Genomic DNA, 18,926 nt, shown 5'->3' on the forward strand with positions numbered 1-18,926 from the left:
GCGTCACTTTGCTTGATGAGCTTGCGGCTGCCCCTTCGACCACCAGGTCTCCGGCAAATAGCCGGACAGCGAGGTGGCCTCTGGCCGTTCTATCCGATTCCAGCGCGCGATCCATTGCTCGGATAAGTTAAACAGGGGGATTGTATAGAAACCGGAGATCAAAGCGCGGTCGAGCGCCCGCACCGCGGATACGAAATCCGTGTGTTCACGGGCTTCCAGCAGTGCGGCGATCATCGCATCGACCGCGGGATCCCGGGCCCCCATGTAGTTGCGGGTGCCCGGACTGTCGGCGGCAGCGCTCCCCCAGTAGAAATATTGCTCGTTGCCGGGCGACAGGGACTGGTCCCAGCGGTTCTGGATCATGTCGAATTCGTAGGCGAGCCGGCGCTGGTCGAACTGCACGGGATCGACCGATCGCACGCTGGGCTCGATGCCGGCGCGCCTGAGGTCGCGCTGAAAGGCAAGCGCGACGCGTTCCTGGTCGCGGGTCGTGACCAGGATCTCGAAGGTGAAGGGCGCCTTGGTCGCACGGTTGCGCAGCACGGTGCCGTCGAGATCGTAGCCGGCCTCCGACAACAGCTTCAGCGCCGCGCGCAGCGTGGTCCGGTCGCGGCCCGAACCGTCGGTCACCGGCAGGCGGTAGCTGCCGTCCATTATGTCAGGCGGGATCTGCGCGGCGAACGGCTTGAGCAACTCGCGCTCGCGCGCATCCGCAGGCTTGCCATACGCTGAGAGGTCCGAGCCGGCAAAATAGCCGGCGACGCGCGAGTAGAGGTTGAAGAAGTAGTTGCGGTTCACCAGCTCGAAATCGAACAGCAGCGTCAAGGCCTGGCGCACGCGGATGTCGGCGAATATGGGACGCCTCGTGTTGAACACCAGAAATTCGGAAGGTTGCGGCACGCCCGGCTTGAAGGTGTCGCGGATCACGTCGCCATTCTTCGCCGCGGGAAAGTCGTAGCCGTCGTGCCAGCGCAGCGGCTCGTGCTCGATGCGGAAATCATAGAGGCCGCGCTTGAAAGCTTCGAACTGGCCGTTGGCTTCGCGAAAATAGTCGAGCCTGATCTCCTCGAAATTGTAGAGCCCGCGATTGATGGCGAGGTCACGGCCCCAATAGTCGGGATTGCGGGTGAGCGTCACGCTGGCACCGGGCCTCACGGCGGTGACGCGATACGGGCCGGAGCCGACCGGGCCCGACAGCGTCGTCTCCTCGAAAGCCGCGACGTCGACCGCATGTTTCGGCAGGATCGGCATCAGGCCGAGGATCAGCGGCAGTTCGCGGTCATTGGCTCCCGCAAGGTCGAAGCGGACGGTGAGGGGATCCGGCGCCTCGGCCCTTGCCACCTTGCCGTAATATTGCCGGTGGTTGGGGCGGCCGTGGTCGCGCAGCAACTGCCAGGAGAACAGCACGTCCTCGGCGCGGACCGGCTTGCCGTCGGAGAAGCGCGCGCGGGGATCGATGTGGAACGTGACAAAGCTGCGCTCGTCATCGGTCTCGACCGATCTGGCGAGCAGTCCGTAGAGCGTGAACGGCTCGTCATTGCCGCGCGCGAGCAGGCTCTCGACCACGTAGTTCCGGACCGGCTGCACGGCCAGTCCCTTGACGATGAAGGGATTGAGGCTGTCGAAGGTGCCGAGAACGCCCCAGGTCAGCCGGCCGCCCTTGGGGGCGTCAGGGTTGACGTAAGGGATGTGGGTGAAACCGGCAGGCATCGCCGGCTTGCCGTGCATGGCGATGGCGTGGGCTTCCTCGGCCTCTGCGCCGCTGGCCGGAAGCCCCAAGGAAAACGGGAGCCCCAAGGCGAAAGCCAGGACACAGAGGCGGACGCAAAGACCTTCAGGACGGCCCTCGAGAAGGCGCTGGAACATGAACATGTGGACACGTTGATTCGAGGACCGCAGGCCTGAATCCTATCACAGGGATTTTCCCGGGGGCGCACGCCGACGCGCGGTCAAAGGCGCTTGTCGGCATTGATCTTTTCGTCGGCCACGTTAAGAAGGCACGCAATCGCGCAAGAGCGCCGAGCCCGTCACTTATCTGCCTCATTTGACGGGGAGAGAGCCGCGCCCAACGCGGCCAGGCTCGGTGCGTCGAAGCGGTTCGGGCACTTCCCGTTCAGAAAGGGTTTTCCGCAATGAATTTCCGTTACTTGGCCGCGTCCGTCCGGCCGCGCGGGCGACTTCTCGCCTTGTTGACGGCGACGGCGTTGGCCGTCCCGTTTGCCGCCGAGGCCCAGGCTCCCGCGCCAGCTCCGGGCACGCCCGCGCCCAAGGCGACCCCGAAGGCCGCTCCGAAGGCTGCCCCCAAGGCTCCGGCGCCGGCCGCTCAGGCACCGGCCCAGCCGGCACCCGCCCAGGGCGCTCCGGCGCAGGGCGCTCCAGCGCAGCAGGGCGCGGCCCAGCCGGCCGATCAGCAAATCCAGCTGATCTACGCCCCCTGGACCAAGTTCTGCCTCAAGGGCCAGGACGCCAATGCCAAGCAGGTCTGCTTCACCGGCAAGGACGGCCGTATCGAGTCGGGCCAGCCGGTCATCGCGGCCGTCATCATCGAGCCAGAAGGCGAGCCGAAAAAGATCCTGCGCGTGACGCTGCCGCTCGGCATGCAGTTGGTGCACGGCACCCGCATCATCGTGGACAACAATCCGCCGTTGCAGAGCCCGTATGTGATCTGCTTCCAGAACGGCTGCATGTCCGACTACGAAGCCACGCCCGAGTTCATCAACAACATGAAGAAGGGCCAGAACCTGGTTGTTCAGGCGATCAATGCCAACGGCGCACCGCTGACGCTGCCGCTGCCGCTCGCCGGCGAATTCCAGAAGGCCTATGACGGCCCGCCGACCGATCCGAAGGTGTTCGAGGAAACCCAGAGGAAGCTGCAGGAAGAGCTCCAGAAGAAGGCTGAAGAGCTGCAGAAGAAGCAGCAGCAAGCGCCTGGCGCCGCTCCGGCCGGACAGAAGTAATCAGGGATCAATCCCGCACATGAAAAAGGCGCTCGGTTCGAGCGCCTTTTTTGCTGGCCAGTTGATGGCTTCGAAACTCAGTTCAGCGAAGGATTGCGCGGGCGATAGCCGGTCTTGTCCTTGACGAAGATCTCGGCGACCTGGGAATGCCGGACCGGCTCGCCGGAATCGTCCGGCACGAGATTCTGCTCGGAGACATAGGCGACGTATTCCGACTCCGAGTTCTCCGCGAGCAGGTGATAGAACGGCTGGTCCTTGTGGGGCCGCACCTCCTCGGGGATCGACAGCCACCACTCTTCGGTGTTGTTGAATTCCGGATCGATGTCGAAGATCACGCCCCGGAACGAGAAGATCCGGTGGCGCACGACCTGTCCGATCTGGAATTTGGCGGTCCGCGCTTTAATCATTCCCCGTCGATAGACCAGGATTGTGGCCGATGCTAGTGCCCTGATCTGGAATTAACCCGCGGTTGCGGGGCAGATAGGCCCCCAATCTTCAGAAAACACTTCATCAATGGTCGATATCCTCAATCTGGCTCTACCATATTTCGGCTTGATCTTCGTTGGATTCGCCTGTGGCAAGGTCAAATCCCTGCCGGAATCGGGCCTCGCCTGGATGAACTTCTTCCTGCTCTATGTGTCGCTGCCGGCGCTGCTGTTTGCGATCATGTCGAAGACGCCGTTTTCGGAATTGAACAACCCGCCGTTCCTGGTCGCGACCACCCTGTCGACCGTTGCGGCGTTCACACTCGCGCTGGTCGTCGGCAAGGTTTTGGGCGGGCTGACGCTGCGCGAGGCGACGCTCGCCGGGCTCTCCGGCGGCTACGGCAATATCGGCTACATGGGACCGGGGCTGGCGCTCGCCGTGCTCGGGCCGAAGGCCTCCGCGCCGACTGCGCTGATCTTCTGCTGCGACAGCATCTTCCTGTTCACGATCGTGCCGTTGCTGATCGAGCTCTCCGACCGCGATCATCCCTCGATCGTGCATGCCTTCGGCGTCGTGCTGAAGCAGATCGTGCTCAACCCGCTGATCATGTCGGCCTGCTTTGGCGCGGCCTTCGCATCGCTGCATATCGAGATGCCCGTCGCACTCGATCGCACCATCACCTTCCTCCAGAACGCAGCCGCTCCGACCGCGCTGTTCGTGCTCGGCGTGACCGTGGCGCTCCGCCCGTTCGATCGGGTCCCGTGGGAAGTGCCGGGCGTGATCGCGATCAAGCTCCTGGTCCATCCGCTTGCAGCTTTCGGCCTGATGCTGGCGCTCGGCCCGTTTGCGCAGCCCTGGGCCGCGACCGCCGTGCTGATGGCCTCGCTGCCGCCGGCGCTAAACGTGTTCGTCATCGCCCGGCAGAACGACGCCTGGATCGAGTCTGCCTCCGTCGCGGTGCTGCTCGGGACGTTTGCGTCCGTGGTCACGCTGACCAGCGTGATGTGGGCGATCCAGACTGGCCGGCTGGCGTTTCCTTGAGCGGCGGTTACTTCCGCCAAGTCGGCGTGAGCCCCTCGCGCATCGCAAAACGCCGGAGCGGGCCGATCGCGCCGAGCAGGTGCATGCCGACCGCGCGGACGGGCTGGAGTGGCAGGAAATCATTGAGCAGCGAGCGGTTGGCGATGTCGATCGCAAAGGTCCGGCTCAGGATGTCCGGACGCCGCGCCCGGTCATAACGCTTGAGCACGTCTGCTGCGCCGGGATCTTGGCCTGATGCGATGGCCTCGCCTGCAAGCCTCGCAATGTCGGCGGCATCGCGGAGGCCGAGATTGAGACCCTGGGCGCCGATCGGGGGAACCACATGGGCGGCTTCGCCGACCAGCGCAATGCGGTCGCCGCCGAAGGATTTGGGACGTTCGATCGCCAGCGGGAACAGATGGCGGCCCGGCTCCACCGTCATGCGCCCGAGGATCGAATGCGACTGCTTCTCGATCGCGGCGGACAATTCCTCATCGCTCAGGCCGCGAAGCCGCTCGGCGTCCGCAGGCGCCGAGACCCAGACGACGCTGGAACGATCGCCGGGCAGGGGCACGAACACGCAAGGACCATGCGGGGTGTGGAACTCGGTCGAGACGTTGCGGTGGGGCCGCGCGTGCCCGACGTTGAAAGTCAGTGCCGTCTGGGTCAGCTCGCGCCGCGTCACCGCGATGCCGGAGGCTTCGCGGCACAGCGAATGCCGGCCGTCGGCCCCGACCACGAGGCGGGCCGAGAGAAATTGCGCAGCGGCCGTGCGGATCGCGACGTCATCGGCTTCGATGACGACAGTTTCGGCCTCGTCGTCGAAACGGACGACATCGGGCAGTTCGGCCGCGCGCGCTTCCAGCGCCAGCATCAGCGAGCGGTTGTCGATGTTGTAGCCGAAGGCATCGAGGCCGATTTCGTGGCAGGAGAACCGGACCTCCGGCGCACGAAACAGCCGGCCGGTGTCGTCGACGAGCCGCATGATTTCGAGCGCGGCCGCCTTGTCCTTGCAGCGCGGCCAGACGTCGAGGCTCTCCAGCAGATCGACGGAGGCACCGAGTAGCGCCGTGGTTCGATTGTCGGCATAAGGCATGCGACGCGCCACCAGCGCGGTCCGTGCGCCCGCCTGCGCCAATGCGATGGCGGCGCTCAGTCCCGCCGGTCCGCCGCCGATCACGGCCGCGTCAAAGAGTGTCGATGCATCTGTCATGGAACGACATTGGACATGCCCCGCGGCAAATTCAAGCCCACTCATATTTCCCTGATTTTATGACGAATTGTGCGACCAGGCGCCGCAATGGCTTATGTGCAAACCGGTGTCATTCTGATAGCAGAAGTCATGGACAGCCAAGAGGATTCCCTGAAGCCCAGGCCCGCGATCCGCGCCGCTGCCTTCTCGGTGCACATCTTCACCGCGTTCGGTGCGGCGATCGCGCTGCTGGCGATGCTTGAGGCCGTGCGTGAGCACTGGGCGGCGATGTTTCAATGGCTGGGCGTCGCCCTCATCATCGACGCGATCGATGGGCCGATCGCGCGCCGGCTCAACGTCAAGGACGTGCAGCCGAACTGGTCGGGCGACGTGCTCGACCTCGTGGTCGATTTCGTCACTTACGTCTTCGTGCCGGCCTATGCGATCGTGGCCAGCGGCTTGCTGCTGCCGGTCGCAGCTCCCCTGCTCGGCGTCGCCATCATCGTCACCAGCGCATTATATTTCGCCGATCTGCGCATGAAAGCGGACGACAATCATTTCCGCGGTTTTCCGGCGCTGTGGAATGCGGCGGCGTTCTATCTGTTTCTGCTGCACTGGCCGCCGCTGCTCTCGACGCTGCTAGTAGCGGCCCTGGTGGTGCTGACCTTCGTGCCGTTCCACGTGCTGCATCCGGTGCGCGTCGTGCGGCTGCGCTGGCTGACGATGTCGCTGATCGCCATCTGGGCTCTGCTCTCCTTCTACACGCTGCAGATGGACTTTCGCGTCGGCACCGGTGTGACTGTCGCGCTCTGCGCGATCGCGCTCTGGATCAGCTTCAGCGACGCATTGATCCGGCTGACGAGATCCTTCGCATGATGCACCTGTTGACCAGCCCCGAAGCCTGGGCCGCGCTCCTCACCTTGACCGCGCTCGAGATCGTGCTCGGCATCGACAACGTCATCTTCCTGTCGGTGATCGTCTCGCGCATTCCCGAGAAGCAGGCGCACCGCGCCCGCCAGATCGGGCTCGCGCTGGCGCTGATCTTCCGCATCATCCTGCTCAGCCTCCTGGTCTGGCTGATCGGCCTGACCGCGCCGGTGTTTTCGTTTTCCGGTTACGGCTTCTCCTGGCGCGACCTCATCCTGATCGGCGGCGGTCTGTTCCTGATTGCGAAGGCGACGCACGAGATTCATGGCGAGGTCGAAGCCGATGACGGCGAGGGCGGCGAGAAGTCACCTCGTAACGCTTTCTTCTGGGTCATCGTCCAGATCGTGATCATCGACATCGTGTTCTCGCTGGACTCGATCATCACGGCGATCGGCATGGCGCAGGACCTCGAAATCATGATCGCGGCCGTCGTGATCGCCTGTCTCATCATGTACATTTCGGCCGGACCGGTGTCGCGGTTCGTCGCGGAGCATCCGACCACGAAAATGCTGGCTCTGGCCTTCCTGGTGCTGATCGGCGTCGCGCTGGTTGCGGACGGATTCCAATTCCACATCCCGCGCGGCTACATCTATTTCGCGATTGCGTTCTCGGCAGCGGTCGAGTTTTTCAACGTGTTAGCGAAACGCAACCGCAGGAAGACCGGCAAGCCGTCGGTCTAGGCGTTCCAGCCCGCGTCGAGTTGACAAGGCGGGCGCGATGTCTTTCGCTGGCCCGCGAGAAAAGGAGGTCAGGTGATGACCAAAGCCGTCCGTGTGCACAAGGTCGGAGGCCCCGAAGCCCTGGTCTATGAGAGCGTCGATGTTCCGGCGCCCGGGCCCGGCGAGGTGCGCATCGTCCAGCATGCCGTCGGCCTGAACTTCATCGACGTCTATTACCGCACCGGCCTCTACAAGGCGCCGGGGCTGCCCTTCATCGCCGGCAACGAGGCCTCGGGCGAGGTCGTCGCGGTCGGGCCGGGCGTGACGAATTTCCATCCCGGCGACCGCGTCGCCTACTACCACAATCTCGGCGCCTATACCGGGGAGCGCAACATCCCCTGGGAGCGGCTGGTCAAGCTGCCCGACCACATCACCCACGAGCAGGGCGCCGTGCTGATGCTGAAGGGGCTGACGGTGTGGTATCTCCTGCACAAGACCTTCAAGGTCGAGCCGCATCATCGCGTGCTGATCCATGCCGCGGCCGGCGGCATCGGCCTGCTTGCCTGCCAATGGGCGAGGGCAATGGGTGCCCACGTCATCGGCACCGTCGGCTCGCGCGAGAAGGCTGCGCTTGCCGAGGCCAATGGCTGCGACCATGTGATCCTCTACAACGAGGAAGACTTCGTTGCGCGCGTCAAACAGATCAGCCGCAACGAGGGCTGCGACGTGGTTTATGACGGTGTCGGCAAGGCGACGTTCCCGGGCTCGCTGTCCTGCCTGAAGCCGCGCGGGATGTTCGTCTCCTTCGGCAATGCCTCAGGCCCGGTGCCGCCGTTCTCGATCGCCGAGCTCAACACCCACGGCTCGCTGTTTGCGACCCGGCCCAAGCTCAACGACTATATCGGAACGCGCAAGGAGTTGCTGGAAGGCGCTGACACGCTGTTCGCCGCCGTCATTAACGGCAAGCTGCACGTGCCGATCAACCATGCCTACGCGCTCAAAGACGCCGCCAAGGCGCATATCGATCTCGAGAGTCGCAAGACCACGGGCGCGTCGATCTTGAAGCCGTAGAGAACGTCTTGCCGAAGTCGTCATGCCCGGGCTTGTGCCGGGCATCCACGCTCTTCGTGCCGCGCCTCAAGGCGTACATGGCCGGGACAAGCCCGGCCATGACGGAGAAGAGAGCGGGCCGTCTACGCCACCCGCCGTGCCGCGCCGGCTCTGGTCAAGATCCCGTCGAGACAATCGATCATCTCGGCGATCTCGGCCCGCGTGACGTTCAGCGCCGGCATGAAGCGCAACGTGTCCACCTGCGGCGCGTTGAGGAGGACGCCGGCCTCGAACGCCTGCGCGACGATGCCGGGCGCGATCGGCAGCTTGAGGTCGAGCGCGAGCAGGAGCCCGCGACCTCGCACTTCCCCGAGCCCATGCCGCGCCGAGACCTTCTGCAGCTCGCTTTCGAGCAGCAGCCCGGTTTCGGTCGCCGTCTTCAGGAACTCCGGCTTGCTGACCTCGTCGAGCACCGCAAGCCCCGCCGCGCACATGATCGGGTTGCCGTTGAACGTGCCGCCCTGGTCGCCGTGCTCGAAGCAGGCCGCGCGTTCGGTCGCGAGCAGCGCCGCGAGCGGTACGCCGCCGCCGATGCCCTTGCCGAGCGTCATGATGTCGGGCGCGATGCCGGTGTGCTCGTAGTGGAAGAGCTTGCCGCTCCGGCCCATCCCGGTCTGGATCTCGTCGAAGATCAGGAGGAGGCCGTGCGCGTCGGTGAGGGCGCGCAACTCCTGCAAGAACTGGTCGGTCGCCGGCCATACGCCTGATTCCCCCTGGATCGGCTCGAGCATCACAGCGACGGTGTTGTCGTTGATCAGCTTTTCGACCGAGGCGATGTCGTTGAGCTTCGCCTTCTTGAAGCCGGCGACCTTTGGCTCGAACAGCGGCTCAAAGGCCTTCTTGCCCGAGGCCGACATCGTCGCCAAGGTGCGGCCGTGAAAGCCGCCTTCGAAGCTGATGATCTCGTACGCGCCACCTCGATGCAGGCTGCCATATTTGCGCGCGAGCTTGATCGCGCCCTCGTTGGCTTCCGCGCCGGAATTGGCAAAGAACACCTGGTCGAACGCGCTGTCTGCAACCAGCGCCTGCGCGAGCTTCAGGCTTGGCTCGTTGTAGAAGGCGGGGCTTGGCGTCAGCAGCCGCTTGGCCTGCACGGCAAGCGCGTTGGCGATCGCGGGCGGGGAGTGGCCGAGGCAGTTGACCGCCCAGCCCTGTACGAAATCGAGATAGCGCTTGCGGCTGTCGTCCCAGAGGTAGGAGCCGGCGCCGCGAACGAACACGGCCTTGGGCCGAGCGGTGATGTCCATCAACGCGTCATACGGATGGGTGGCGGTGGTCATGTCGAACTCCTCTGGAGGCGGGTGGAAAAGGGGGCGCGAAAAGCAAGAAGGCCGCACCTTGCGGGTGCGGCCTTCTCGAAAACCTACGCTGAATTCAGTGCTTCAGCGGCGTCGTCGGACATGGCGCACCCTCTCATCGTCGCGGAAGCGACGGCGGAGCATTTCGGTGCGCTGATGGGTCCGAGCGTTGATCATGGGGCGCGGCAATACATGCGAATGGCCGGGCTTGTCAAGCGCCGCCTTGCAGACCACACGCCCAGCGTGCATGGGGCAGGAGAGAGATGGGCGGCTGGAAACCATTACGTCTCTAGCGCGTTTGTGATCAGCGAACGCGAATTGGCTCGAACCGAACGGATGACGGTTCGGACCAAGAGGGGCGGGACCAACCAGATAGTTTTAAGCCTTGTCCGACACGCCTTATTCGATCGACCTCGACAGCATTCGCGGCGCGTTTCCGCCGGGCATCGAGGCGCCGCCGCTGTTGCTGGACTTTGCCGGCTGGCTGAAGGGACGGCCCTGGGGCAGCGTCGGCTGCTTCTCGCTGCAGGGCCAGTTTTCCGATCAGGCGCCTATTGTTGACGGCAGTCCCTTGCGCGACCGGTTTTCGCTGTTCATGCGGCTGTCGGATGGCTCGGCTGTTGGCGGCTGGTATGGCGCGGGTCTCGACCGCGACAATCCGCCGATCGTGGGGCTTGGGTCCGAGGGCGATCACGAGCTGCTGGCGCCGAGCCTCGATGGTCTGCTGGCAAAACTGACATCACAGCAATTCGACAACGCTTGGAGCGATCTGAAGCCACATGACGAGGTCGAATGCCAGACGGTCGAACTCGCGCAGTGGCTGACAGGACGGCCGACCGGGGAGACGGCGGCGGCCGATAACCATCCCTCGGAGCTGCCCGACTTTCGCGGCTTCATGGAAAGATGGAGCCGGGAGCGCGAAGACTATTGGGCCAATCATCGCCTGATGGCCGAGCTCGGCTGGCGCCTGACCGCGCATCTCCCCAAGGGCAAGAACGCCTGGGACAAGACGCATTTCGAGGTCGCGATCGTCGGCAAGCAGTACGAGGCGCGCGTCCTGTCGCGCGGGCCGCAGCCGTTCGAGGAAGCCGCCTCGATCGAATCCCTGCTGCGCGATCTGCGTGAGGAGATGCGCCGCGCACAGCCCGAGCTCGGGCTGTGGTACGCCATGAAATTCGGTCTCTATGCCGACGGCCGCGTCATGCCGAACTTCGAATATGATGTGCGCCCGACCATCGAGGGCGAGCCCGCGAAGCTGTCGGAGGCGCAAGCCGATCTTGCCCGCGCCCCGCGCCCGGAGCGCTGGGTGCCGAAATGGCTGGCGGAATCTTGAAGCTCGGAGTGCCGCGACGCTGCCGCCCAGCCGGCGCGCCGAAATCTTTGCACCTTCGATCCCCCTTGACTTAGAGCGCGCTCGAAGGGGTATCTGTACGTGCGTCAGTACGAGAACGGGCACACATGAAGATCGGCGACCTCGCAAAACGGACCGGCCTGTCGACGCACACGCTGCGCTATTATGAGCGCATCGGGCTGCTTCCATACGCCGACCGGGATCGCTCCGGCCAGCGCGACTTTGACGCATCGATCCTCACATGGATCGCATTCCTTGGGCGGCTCAAGACCACGGGAATGCCGATCCGGGACATGTTGCGTTACGCGGCGCTTCGGGATGAAGGCGACGCTACCGGCACAAGCCGGCGGCAGATTCTGGAAGTCCACCGGGAACAGGTACGCACGCAGATTGCCGAACTCCAGGAATGCCTGCTCGTCCTTGATACCAAGATCGCCGGCTATGCCAGCGACGAACAGAGGACGAAGGAAAATGACGCACGCCCAAACACAAGACGAAAGCCGCTTCGATCGCGGTCAGCGGGCCCTGTCACGTATTGACGGCAGTGCCGGCGAAAAGGTCGTCGCCTCACTCGCCGACATAGCTCCGGATTTCGCACGATACGTGATCGAGTTTCCGTTCGGCGACATTTACTGCCGCCCGGACCTCGGCCTGCGCGATCGAGAGATCGCCACGATCGCCGCGCTGACGGCGCTCGGAAATGCCGCGCCTCAGCTCAAAGTGCATCTCGAGGCGGGTCTGAACGTCGGCCTGTCTCGCGACGAGATCGTGGAGATCATGATGCAGATGGCCGTCTATGCGGGCTTCCCGGCGGCGCTGAACGGGCTGTTCGCAGCCAAGGAAGTGTTCGCCGCACGCGACGAACAGCAGGCGTCGGGAGAAGCGACATGACCTCGTAGTTCGGGCACGCCCAGCCTGAACGCCGGCTGGTGGAAAATGCCTAAGGCGCGCCGGTCTTGCCGGCGTGCCGCGACCGGAATCTCAGAATCCCGCGACGCTGCCGTGGAGGTCGTACTGGTCCGCGCGCTCGATCTTGGCGGTGACGATCTCGCCGACGCGCAAGGGGCGGCGGCTCGACAGGTAGACGGCGCCGTCGATCTCGGGCGCATCAGCCTTGGAGCGGCCCCTTGCGACGGTCGGGCCGACCTCGTCGATGATGATCTGCTGGCGCGTGCCGACCTTGCGCTTCAGCCTGCGCGCAGAGATTTTCTGCTGGCGCGCCATCAGTGCATTGTAGCGCTCCTGCTTGATCTCTTCCGGCACGGGGTTCTCGATCGCATTCGCCGTGGCGCCGGCGACCGGCTCGTACTTGAAGCAGCCGAGCCGATCGATCTCGGCTTCGTCCAGCCAGTCGAGGAGATAGGCAAAGTCCGCATCGGTCTCGCCGGGGAAGCCGACGATGAAGGTCGAGCGCAAAGCGAGATCAGGACATTGCTCGCGCCAGCGCTTGATGCGCGCCAGCGTCTTGTCCTGCGCCGCCGGGCGCTTCATGGCCTTCAGTACTTCGGGGCTCGCATGCTGGAACGGGATGTCGAGATAGGGCAGCACCTTGCCCTCGTTCATCAGCGCGATGACCTCGTCGACATGCGGGTAGGGGTAGACATATTGCAGCCGGACCCAGGCGCCGAGCTCGCCGAGCTCGCGCGCGAGGTCGATGAATTTGGCGCGGACCTGGCGATCCTTCCACGGGCTCTCGGCGTATTTCAGATCGACGCCATAGGCCGAAGTGTCCTGCGAGATCACCAGCAGCTCTTTCACGCCGGCGTCGACCAGGCGCTCGGCCTCGCGCAGCACGTCGTTGGCCGGTCGCGAGACCAGGTCGCCGCGCAGCTTCGGGATGATGCAGAAGGTGCAGCGGTTGTTGCAGCCCTCGGAGATTTTCAGATAGGCGTAGTGCCGCGGCGTCAGCTTGATGCCTTGCGGCGGCACCAGATCGAGATGCGGATTGTGGGCGGGCGGCAGCGCGCGATGCACGGCGTCCAGCACGCTCTCATATTGCTGCGGGCCGGTGATGGAGAGCACGCCGGGATAGGCCTGCTCGATCTGCTCGGGTTCCGCCCCCATGCAACCGGTCACGATCACCTTGCCGTTCTCGGCCATGGCCTCGCCGATCGCCGAGAGCGATTCCTGCTTGGCGCTGTCGAGGAAGCCGCAGGTGTTGACGATGACGATGTCGGCCCCGTCATGCTTGCGGGCGAGCTCGTAGCCCTCGGCGCGCAGACGCGTGATGATGCGCTCGGAATCCACCAAAGCCTTGGGGCACCCGAGCGACACGAAGCTGACCTTCGGCGCAGCCGTCTGATCCATATCCAAATCTGCCTGATTGACAGGGTTGAGCTAGTCCCAATTGCCCATAATTACAACCCTTTGCATGGCTCGCGGGCATGCTATGGATGAATCACTGGTGGTGAGTGAGCAATGAGCGCCGAACAGTCGCCCAAAATCGTGATCGTCGACGAAAGCCCGATCCGGGCTGCGATCCTCGAAGAAGGGTTGCGGGAGGCCGGATTTACGCAGATCGTCCATATCCGCGAGATGCAGAGCCTGCTCGCCCGGATTTATGCGGTCGATCCCGACATCATCCTGATCGATCTGGAAAACCCCAGCCGCGACGTGCTGGAAGCGATGTTCCAGGTCAGCCGCGCCGTGAAGCGGCCGATCGCGATGTTCGTCGACCAGAGCGATTCATCCTCGATCCAGGCCTCGGTCGAGGCGGGGGTCTCCGCCTATATCGTCGACGGGCTGAGGAAGGAGCGCATCAAGCCGATCCTCGACCTCTGCGTGTCGCGCTTCAATGCCTTCGCAAAACTCCAGGAGGAACTGGAGCGTACCAAGTCGCAGCTCGAGGATCGCAAGGTCATCGAGAAGGCCAAGGGCATCCTGATGAAGGTGAAAGGCCTCACCGAGGACGAGGCCTATGTGCTGCTGCGCTCCACTGCGATGCGCGAGAAGAAGAAAATCGGCGAGATCGCCCAGTCGATCATCACCGCGTCGGAGATGCTGAAATGACCGCTCCCCTCCGCATCGGGTTCATTCCGCTGGTCGATGCCGCAGCGCTGATCGTTGCCGTCGACAAGGGATTTGCCGCGGCTGAAGGGCTCGAGGTCGAACTGGTCCGCGAGGTCTCCTGGTCCAACGTCCGCGACAAGCTCAATATCGGCTTGTTCGACGCCGCGCATCTGCTCGCTCCCGTCGCGATTGCGTCCTCGCTCGGGCTCGGCCACGTCAAGGTGCCGATCGCGGCGCCCTTCAATCTCGGCATCAACGGCAACGCGATCACGGTCTCGCCGGCGCTTCATACCGCGCTGATGGAGGAGATCGACGGCGACCGCTTCGATCCGCTCGCCACGGCAAAAGCGTTGGCGCGCGTGGTCACCAAGCGGCGCAAGGCTGGGGCCGATCCGTTGACCTTCGGCATGACCTTCCCGTTCTCGACCCACAATTATCAATTGCGGTTCTGGATGGCGGCGGCCGGCGTCGATCCCGACGAGGACGTGCGGCTGGTCGTGCTGCCGCCGCCCTATATGGTCGACAGTCTTGCCAATGGGCATGTCGATGCGTTCTGCGTCGGTGCGCCCTGGAATTCGATCGCGGTCGATCTCGGGATCGGCCACATCCTGCATTTCGTCTCCGACATCCTGGCCCATGCGGCGGAGAAGGTGCTGGCGCTCCGCCAGGTCTGGGCCGACAAGAATCCCGACGTGGTAGCCAGCCTGGTGCGCGCGGCGGTGAAAGCCGCCGAGTTCATCGAGCATCCCGAAAACCGGACCGAAGCGGCGCAGATCCTGGCGCAGCCGGAGCGGATCGGCGTCGATGCCGAAGTCATCCAGCGCACCCTCACGGGGCGCCTCAAGATTTCGCCGGACGGCACCTTTCGCGAGAGCGGCAGCTACCTCCTGGTGGGACGCGAGGAAGCAGGGCGCCCCGATCCGGTCCAGGCCGCCTGGCTCTATGCGCAGATGGTGCGCTGGGGGCAGACGACGCTGACGCCCGACGGCGTCAAGACGGCGATGGCCGTGTTCAGGCCCGATCTCTACGACGGCGCCCTCGGGCGCCGGCCGCCCGCCCAAGCCCCCGCGGCATTCGGCGCATTCGCCGGCCCCGCCTTCGATCCCGCCAATATTCGGGGGCATCTCGAGGCCTTCGAGGTGGGCCGCTGGAAGGTGTGATTCGGGTCTGCATCGTTTTTGAGCGCTGGAGATCCGAGTCTAAATTTTAGGCCGACTGCTCGAATTTCATAAGAGTTCCGGAGCCCAGAGTTCCCCGGCGCGCTCTTAATTACCTGATACCTCACACATTTTCATTTCATCGAAGCTGGCACGCAACTTGAATGTTGCAGTGCGGCCAGCCTGTCACAGATGCCTGCTGCGCCAGTCCCCAGCAACGAAGCTGTTCGGACCGCTGGGTGCGCAGCCGGCTCTCGAGCCAGCCGAGCTCCTCGCGGGTCGTGCACTTTCCGTCGATACCACCCAGGTGGCCGCAGGAGCTTCGTTACTGACCATGAAACTCGACACCGTCTCAGTCGACTTTACCGACGACCAGAAACGCTACCTTGAAGGCTTCACGACCGGTCTGCAGATCAGTCGCGTCGGTCGCGGTCTCGGCGGCGGCGCCGGCAAGGCGAACGCCGAGCCGACCGGTCCCGATGCCGTGCACATCAAGGCGCAGGACAAGGTGATCGCCGCGGGCAAGAAGCTCGCCGACCAGGAGAAGGTCAAGCGCGACGAGCATCCCTTCGATGCCTATCCGCGTCTCCGCCAGCAGGCGCTCGATAATACGCCGCCAAGCCCGGCGGACAATTTCCGCTGGCGCTATTACGGCATCTTCTACGTCGCGCCGACGCAGGACTCCTACATGTGCCGTCTGCGCATTCCGAACGGCATCATGAAGCACTGGCAACTGTCCGGCCTTGCCGACCTCGCCGATGAAACCTGCGGGCCCTACAGCCACGTCACGACGCGTGCCAATCTCCAGCTTCGCGAGATCCCGCCGAAGAACGCCGTGAAGCTGATCGAGGGCATACAGGATCTCGGCCTGTGCTCGCGCGGCTCCGGCGCCGACAACATCCGCAACGTGACGGGAACGCCGACGGCGGGCATCGATCCGCAGGAGCTGATCGACACGCGGCCTTATGCGCGCGAGTGGCACTACCACATCCTGAACGATCGCTCGTTGTATGGCTTGCCGCGCAAGTTCAACGTCGCCTTCGACGGCGCCGGCAAGATCGCGGTGCTCGAGGAGACCAACGACATCGCCTTCACGGCGTATGAGGTGAAGGATGGGTTCGGCGTCGAACCCGGGATCTGGTTCCGCCTCGGCCTCGGCGGCATCACCGGCCACAAGGACTTTGCGAAATATTCCGGCATCGTCGTCAAGCCTGAAGACGCTACCGCCGTTGCCGACGCCATCGTGCGCGTCTTCATCGAGCACGGCGACCGCACCAACCGCAACAAGGCGCGGTTGAAATACGTGCTCGACGCCATGGGCCATGACGGCTTTCTCAAGCTGGTCGAAGAGCGGCTGAAGACGCCGTTCACGCGCGTGACGGAAGAGGCGTTTGCGCCGCGGCCGGCCGCGGACCGCATGGCGCATATCGGCGTGCACAAGCAGAAGCAGGACGGCTTGAACTGGATCGGCGTGTCGCTGACGCTCGGCAAGATCAGCTGCGATCAGATGCGGGGTCTCGCCAAGGTGGCGCTGGACCTCGGTGACGGCGAGATCCGTCTGACCGTCTGGCAGAACCTGCTGATATCAGGGGTGCGTGACGAGAATGTCGAGCTTGCCGTTGCGGCGATCAAGCAGATCGGGCTCGCGGCCGAGGCCTCGCACATCCGCGCCGGCCTGATCGCCTGCACCGGCAATGCCGGTTGCCGCTTTGCCGCCTCCAACACCAAGCGTCACGCCGCCGAGATCGGCGAATGGTGCGAGCCGCGCGTCGAGATGGACAAGCCGGTCAACATCCACGTCACCGGCTGCCACCATTCCTGTGCCCAGCACTACATCAGCGACATCGGTCTGATCGGGGCGCGCGTGCCTGTCAACGAGGAGGACACGGTGGAGGGCTATCATCTCTTCACCGGCGGCGGGTTCGGTCCTGACGCCGACGTCGGTCAGGAGGTCTATCACGACCTCAAGGCCGAGGACGCGCCGAAGACGGTCGAAGGGCTGCTCAAGGCCTATATCGCCCATCGCTCGTCTCCTGACGAAACCTTCCTGTCCTTTGCGCGCCGTCACGACGGCGAGACGCTGCGCAAGCTTGCCGATGCCGAGGTGTCCTCATGAACCAGATCAGCCCTCCACCCAAACTCGACATTATTCCCACGAGCGCCCCGTTCTCCGACGCGCAACGCTCCTGGCTGAACGGCTTCTTTGCCGGGCTGCTGTCGCCTGAGGCGGCCACGCCGCTGTCGGCGGAGCAGGGCGCCGCGGTCATGCAGGCTGGTGACGGTGACGACGGTGAAGCGCCGTGGCACGACCAGACCATGCCGATCGCCGATCGGATGAAGCTCGCCGAAGGCCGTCCCGTGCGGCGCAAGATGATGGCGGCGATGGCGCAGCAGGATTGCGGGCAGTGCGGCTACAATTGCCACGACTATTCGGAGGCGATCGCGAGCCGCAGTGAAGCGCGCCTCAACCTCTGCGTCCCCGGTGGCAAGGAAACCGCACGGATGCTGAAGTCGTTGCACGAAGAGCTGGATAAGGCGCCGGCGGCAAAGCCGGCTGACAAGCAAGACGCGGTGGCGGCCCCCGCCGTGACCGTGACGATCGCCGAGCCCGGCCGCTCGCGGGACAACCCCGTTGCGGCGACCTTCCTGTCGCGCCGTCTTCTCAACAAGGGAAAGTCCGAGAAGGAAACCTATCACGTCGAGTTCGATCTCTCCGAGAGCAAACTCGACTACGTCGTCGGTGACAGTTTTGGCGTGTTCGCGCGGAACGAGCTCGGCCTCGTCGACCAGGTCATCGCGTTGCTCGGTGCCTCCCACACCACGAAGGTCAACGGCAAGACGCTGCGCGAGGTGCTGATCGACGACGTCTCGTTGTCGCCGGCGCCCGACACGCTATTCGAACTGCTCTCCTTCATCACCGGCGGCGCGCAGCGCGAGAAGGCGCGGGCGCTGGCACAGGGCGAGGATCCCGATGGCGATGCCGCAACGCTCGACGTCATGGCGGCGCTGCAGAAGTTCTCGGGCACGCGGCCGCATCCCGAAGCCTTCGTGGAGGCGCTCGAGCCGCTGCAGCCGCGGCTCTATTCGATCTCGTCCTCGCACAATGCGACGCCTGGAAAGCTGTCGCTGACGGTCGATTCCGTGCGCTACGTGATCGGCAAACGCAAGCGCATCGGCGTTGCCTCGACCTTCCTCGGCGAGCGCATCGCTGAGGGCGAGAAGCTCAAGGTCTATGTGCAGAAGGCGCACAATTTCGGCCTGCCGCAGGATCCGAAGACGCCGATCATCATGATCGGCCCCGGCACCGGCATTGCGCCGTTCCGCGCCTTCCTGTTCGACCGCAAGGCGACCGGTGCGCCTGGCAAGAACTGGCTGTTCTTCGGCCATCAGCGCAGCGATTGCGACTTCTTCTACCAGGAGGAGCTCAACGCGATGAAGACCTCGGGCCTGCTCACGCGTATGTCGCTGGCCTGGTCGCGCGACGGCGAGAAGAAGTTCTATGTGCAGGACCGCATGCGCGAGGTCGGCCGCGAGGTGTGGACGTGGCTCGCCGAGGGGGCGCATTTCTACATCTGCGGCGATGCCAAACGCATGGCCAAGGACGTCGAGCGTGCACTGGTCGATATCGTCGCCCAATTCGGGGCGCGTTCGACCGACGAAGCCGTCAGTTTTGTCGCAGAACTCAAGAAGACGGGCCGCTTCCAGGCTGACGTCTACTAGATGTCATCCTACGGTCATCGAGCCGGTTCCAACTGGCTCGGATTTGAGCGAATAAGATTCTCGGAAGTGGCGGGCGAGGAGAATTTGCTCCTGCGATGGG

Annotated in this window: 17 protein-coding genes; 12 read left to right on the top strand and 5 right to left on the bottom strand. The window is 64.3% G+C overall.

Translation table 11 applies throughout. From position 1 onward, the window contains the following. Positions 1-3 precede the first annotated feature (3 nt). On the bottom strand, positions 4-1,872 hold the full coding sequence (locus IVB54_RS19795; protein WP_018457929.1) for an extracellular solute-binding protein: 1,869 nt from the start codon (positions 1,870-1,872) through the stop codon (positions 4-6). A 260-nt stretch (positions 1,873-2,132) separates the two neighbouring features. Here IVB54_RS19795 and IVB54_RS19800 point away from each other — a divergent pair, with 260 nt between their 5' ends. Beyond that, complete coding sequence (locus IVB54_RS19800; protein WP_018457928.1) at positions 2,133-2,957, top strand: invasion associated locus B family protein; 825 nt, start codon at positions 2,133-2,135, stop codon at positions 2,955-2,957. A 77-nt stretch (positions 2,958-3,034) separates the two neighbouring features. On the opposite strand, the gene hspQ is transcribed toward IVB54_RS19800, so the two are convergent. Further along, entirely contained in the window at positions 3,035-3,364 is a 330-nt protein-coding gene (gene hspQ, locus IVB54_RS19805; RefSeq protein WP_018457927.1) for a heat shock protein HspQ, read from the bottom strand. Positions 3,365-3,470: 106 nt separating this feature from the next. Between hspQ and IVB54_RS19810 the strand changes: the two genes are divergently transcribed. After that, on the top strand, positions 3,471-4,424 hold the full coding sequence (locus IVB54_RS19810) for an AEC family transporter (RefSeq protein WP_018457926.1): 954 nt from the start codon (positions 3,471-3,473) through the stop codon (positions 4,422-4,424). Positions 4,425-4,431: 7 nt separating this feature from the next. Here the strand turns inward: IVB54_RS19810 and IVB54_RS19815 are convergent, their stop codons facing one another. Next, a complete protein-coding gene (locus tag IVB54_RS19815) occupies positions 4,432-5,616 on the bottom strand; it encodes a UbiH/UbiF family hydroxylase (protein ID WP_018457925.1) in 1,185 nt (394 codons plus the stop codon). 87 nt (positions 5,617-5,703) lie between these two features. On the opposite strand from IVB54_RS19815, the gene pcsA reads away from it, so the two are divergent. The 3 genes from pcsA (at position 5,704) to IVB54_RS19830 (ending at position 8,252) form a co-directional block, all read left to right on the top strand. Continuing rightward, the gene (gene pcsA / locus IVB54_RS19820; RefSeq protein ID WP_085353096.1) at positions 5,704-6,471 is read left to right on the top strand and encodes a phosphatidylcholine synthase; all 768 of its coding nucleotides are present in this window, start codon (positions 5,704-5,706) and stop codon (positions 6,469-6,471) included. Beyond that, positions 6,468-7,202 (top strand): TerC family protein, encoded by a 735-nt coding sequence (locus IVB54_RS19825; RefSeq protein WP_018457923.1) that lies wholly within the window; start codon positions 6,468-6,470, stop codon positions 7,200-7,202. The genes pcsA and IVB54_RS19825 overlap by 4 nt, the downstream gene beginning before the upstream one ends. Before the next feature lie 75 nt (positions 7,203-7,277). Then, the gene (locus IVB54_RS19830) at positions 7,278-8,252 is read left to right on the top strand and encodes a quinone oxidoreductase (RefSeq protein ID WP_018457922.1); all 975 of its coding nucleotides are present in this window, start codon (positions 7,278-7,280) and stop codon (positions 8,250-8,252) included. A gap of 122 nt (positions 8,253-8,374) precedes the next feature. Here IVB54_RS19830 and IVB54_RS19835 read toward each other — a convergent pair whose 3' ends face one another. Beyond that, entirely contained in the window at positions 8,375-9,571 is a 1,197-nt protein-coding gene (locus IVB54_RS19835) for an acetylornithine transaminase (protein ID WP_018457921.1), read from the bottom strand. Between the two features lie 403 nt (positions 9,572-9,974). Between IVB54_RS19835 and IVB54_RS19840 the strand changes: the two genes are divergently transcribed. From IVB54_RS19840 to IVB54_RS19850, 3 genes are all read left to right on the top strand, one after another. Continuing rightward, entirely contained in the window at positions 9,975-10,922 is a 948-nt protein-coding gene (locus tag IVB54_RS19840; RefSeq protein WP_018457920.1) for a hypothetical protein, read from the top strand. Between the two features lie 125 nt (positions 10,923-11,047). Next, positions 11,048-11,479 carry a MerR family transcriptional regulator gene (locus IVB54_RS19845; protein ID WP_018457919.1) on the top strand — a complete coding sequence of 144 codons (432 nt, stop codon included), beginning with the start codon at positions 11,048-11,050 and terminating at the stop codon, positions 11,477-11,479. Next, a complete protein-coding gene (locus tag IVB54_RS19850; protein ID WP_026233462.1) occupies positions 11,412-11,831 on the top strand; it encodes a carboxymuconolactone decarboxylase family protein in 420 nt (139 codons plus the stop codon). Before IVB54_RS19845 ends, IVB54_RS19850 begins: the two co-directional genes overlap by 68 nt. Before the next feature lie 90 nt (positions 11,832-11,921). Here the strand turns inward: IVB54_RS19850 and rimO are convergent, their stop codons facing one another. After that, positions 11,922-13,247 (bottom strand): 30S ribosomal protein S12 methylthiotransferase RimO, encoded by a 1,326-nt coding sequence (gene rimO / locus IVB54_RS19855; RefSeq protein ID WP_018457917.1) that lies wholly within the window; start codon positions 13,245-13,247, stop codon positions 11,922-11,924. Between the two features lie 111 nt (positions 13,248-13,358). Between rimO and IVB54_RS19860 the strand changes: the two genes are divergently transcribed. The 4 genes from IVB54_RS19860 to IVB54_RS19875 all read left to right on the top strand — a co-directional run bounded on the left by IVB54_RS19860 (position 13,359) and on the right by IVB54_RS19875 (position 18,826). Beyond that, positions 13,359-13,949, top strand: coding sequence for an ANTAR domain-containing protein (locus tag IVB54_RS19860; protein ID WP_007590901.1), 591 nt, complete (start codon positions 13,359-13,361; stop codon positions 13,947-13,949). Then, entirely contained in the window at positions 13,946-15,109 is a 1,164-nt protein-coding gene (locus IVB54_RS19865; RefSeq protein ID WP_018457916.1) for a CmpA/NrtA family ABC transporter substrate-binding protein, read from the top strand. Before IVB54_RS19860 ends, IVB54_RS19865 begins: the two co-directional genes overlap by 4 nt. A 331-nt stretch (positions 15,110-15,440) precedes the next feature. Further along, on the top strand, positions 15,441-17,222 hold the full coding sequence (locus IVB54_RS19870) for a NirA family protein (RefSeq protein WP_018457915.1): 1,782 nt from the start codon (positions 15,441-15,443) through the stop codon (positions 17,220-17,222). Beyond that, complete coding sequence (locus IVB54_RS19875) at positions 17,219-18,826, top strand: sulfite reductase subunit alpha (protein ID WP_018457914.1); 1,608 nt, start codon at positions 17,219-17,221, stop codon at positions 18,824-18,826. Before IVB54_RS19870 ends, IVB54_RS19875 begins: the two co-directional genes overlap by 4 nt. The last annotated feature ends 100 nt before the right edge of the window (positions 18,827-18,926 follow it).

The sequence above is a fragment of the Bradyrhizobium sp. CW1 genome (genome assembly GCF_023100665.1).
GTDB classification, from domain to species: Bacteria; Pseudomonadota; Alphaproteobacteria; order Rhizobiales; family Xanthobacteraceae; genus Bradyrhizobium; species Bradyrhizobium canariense_D.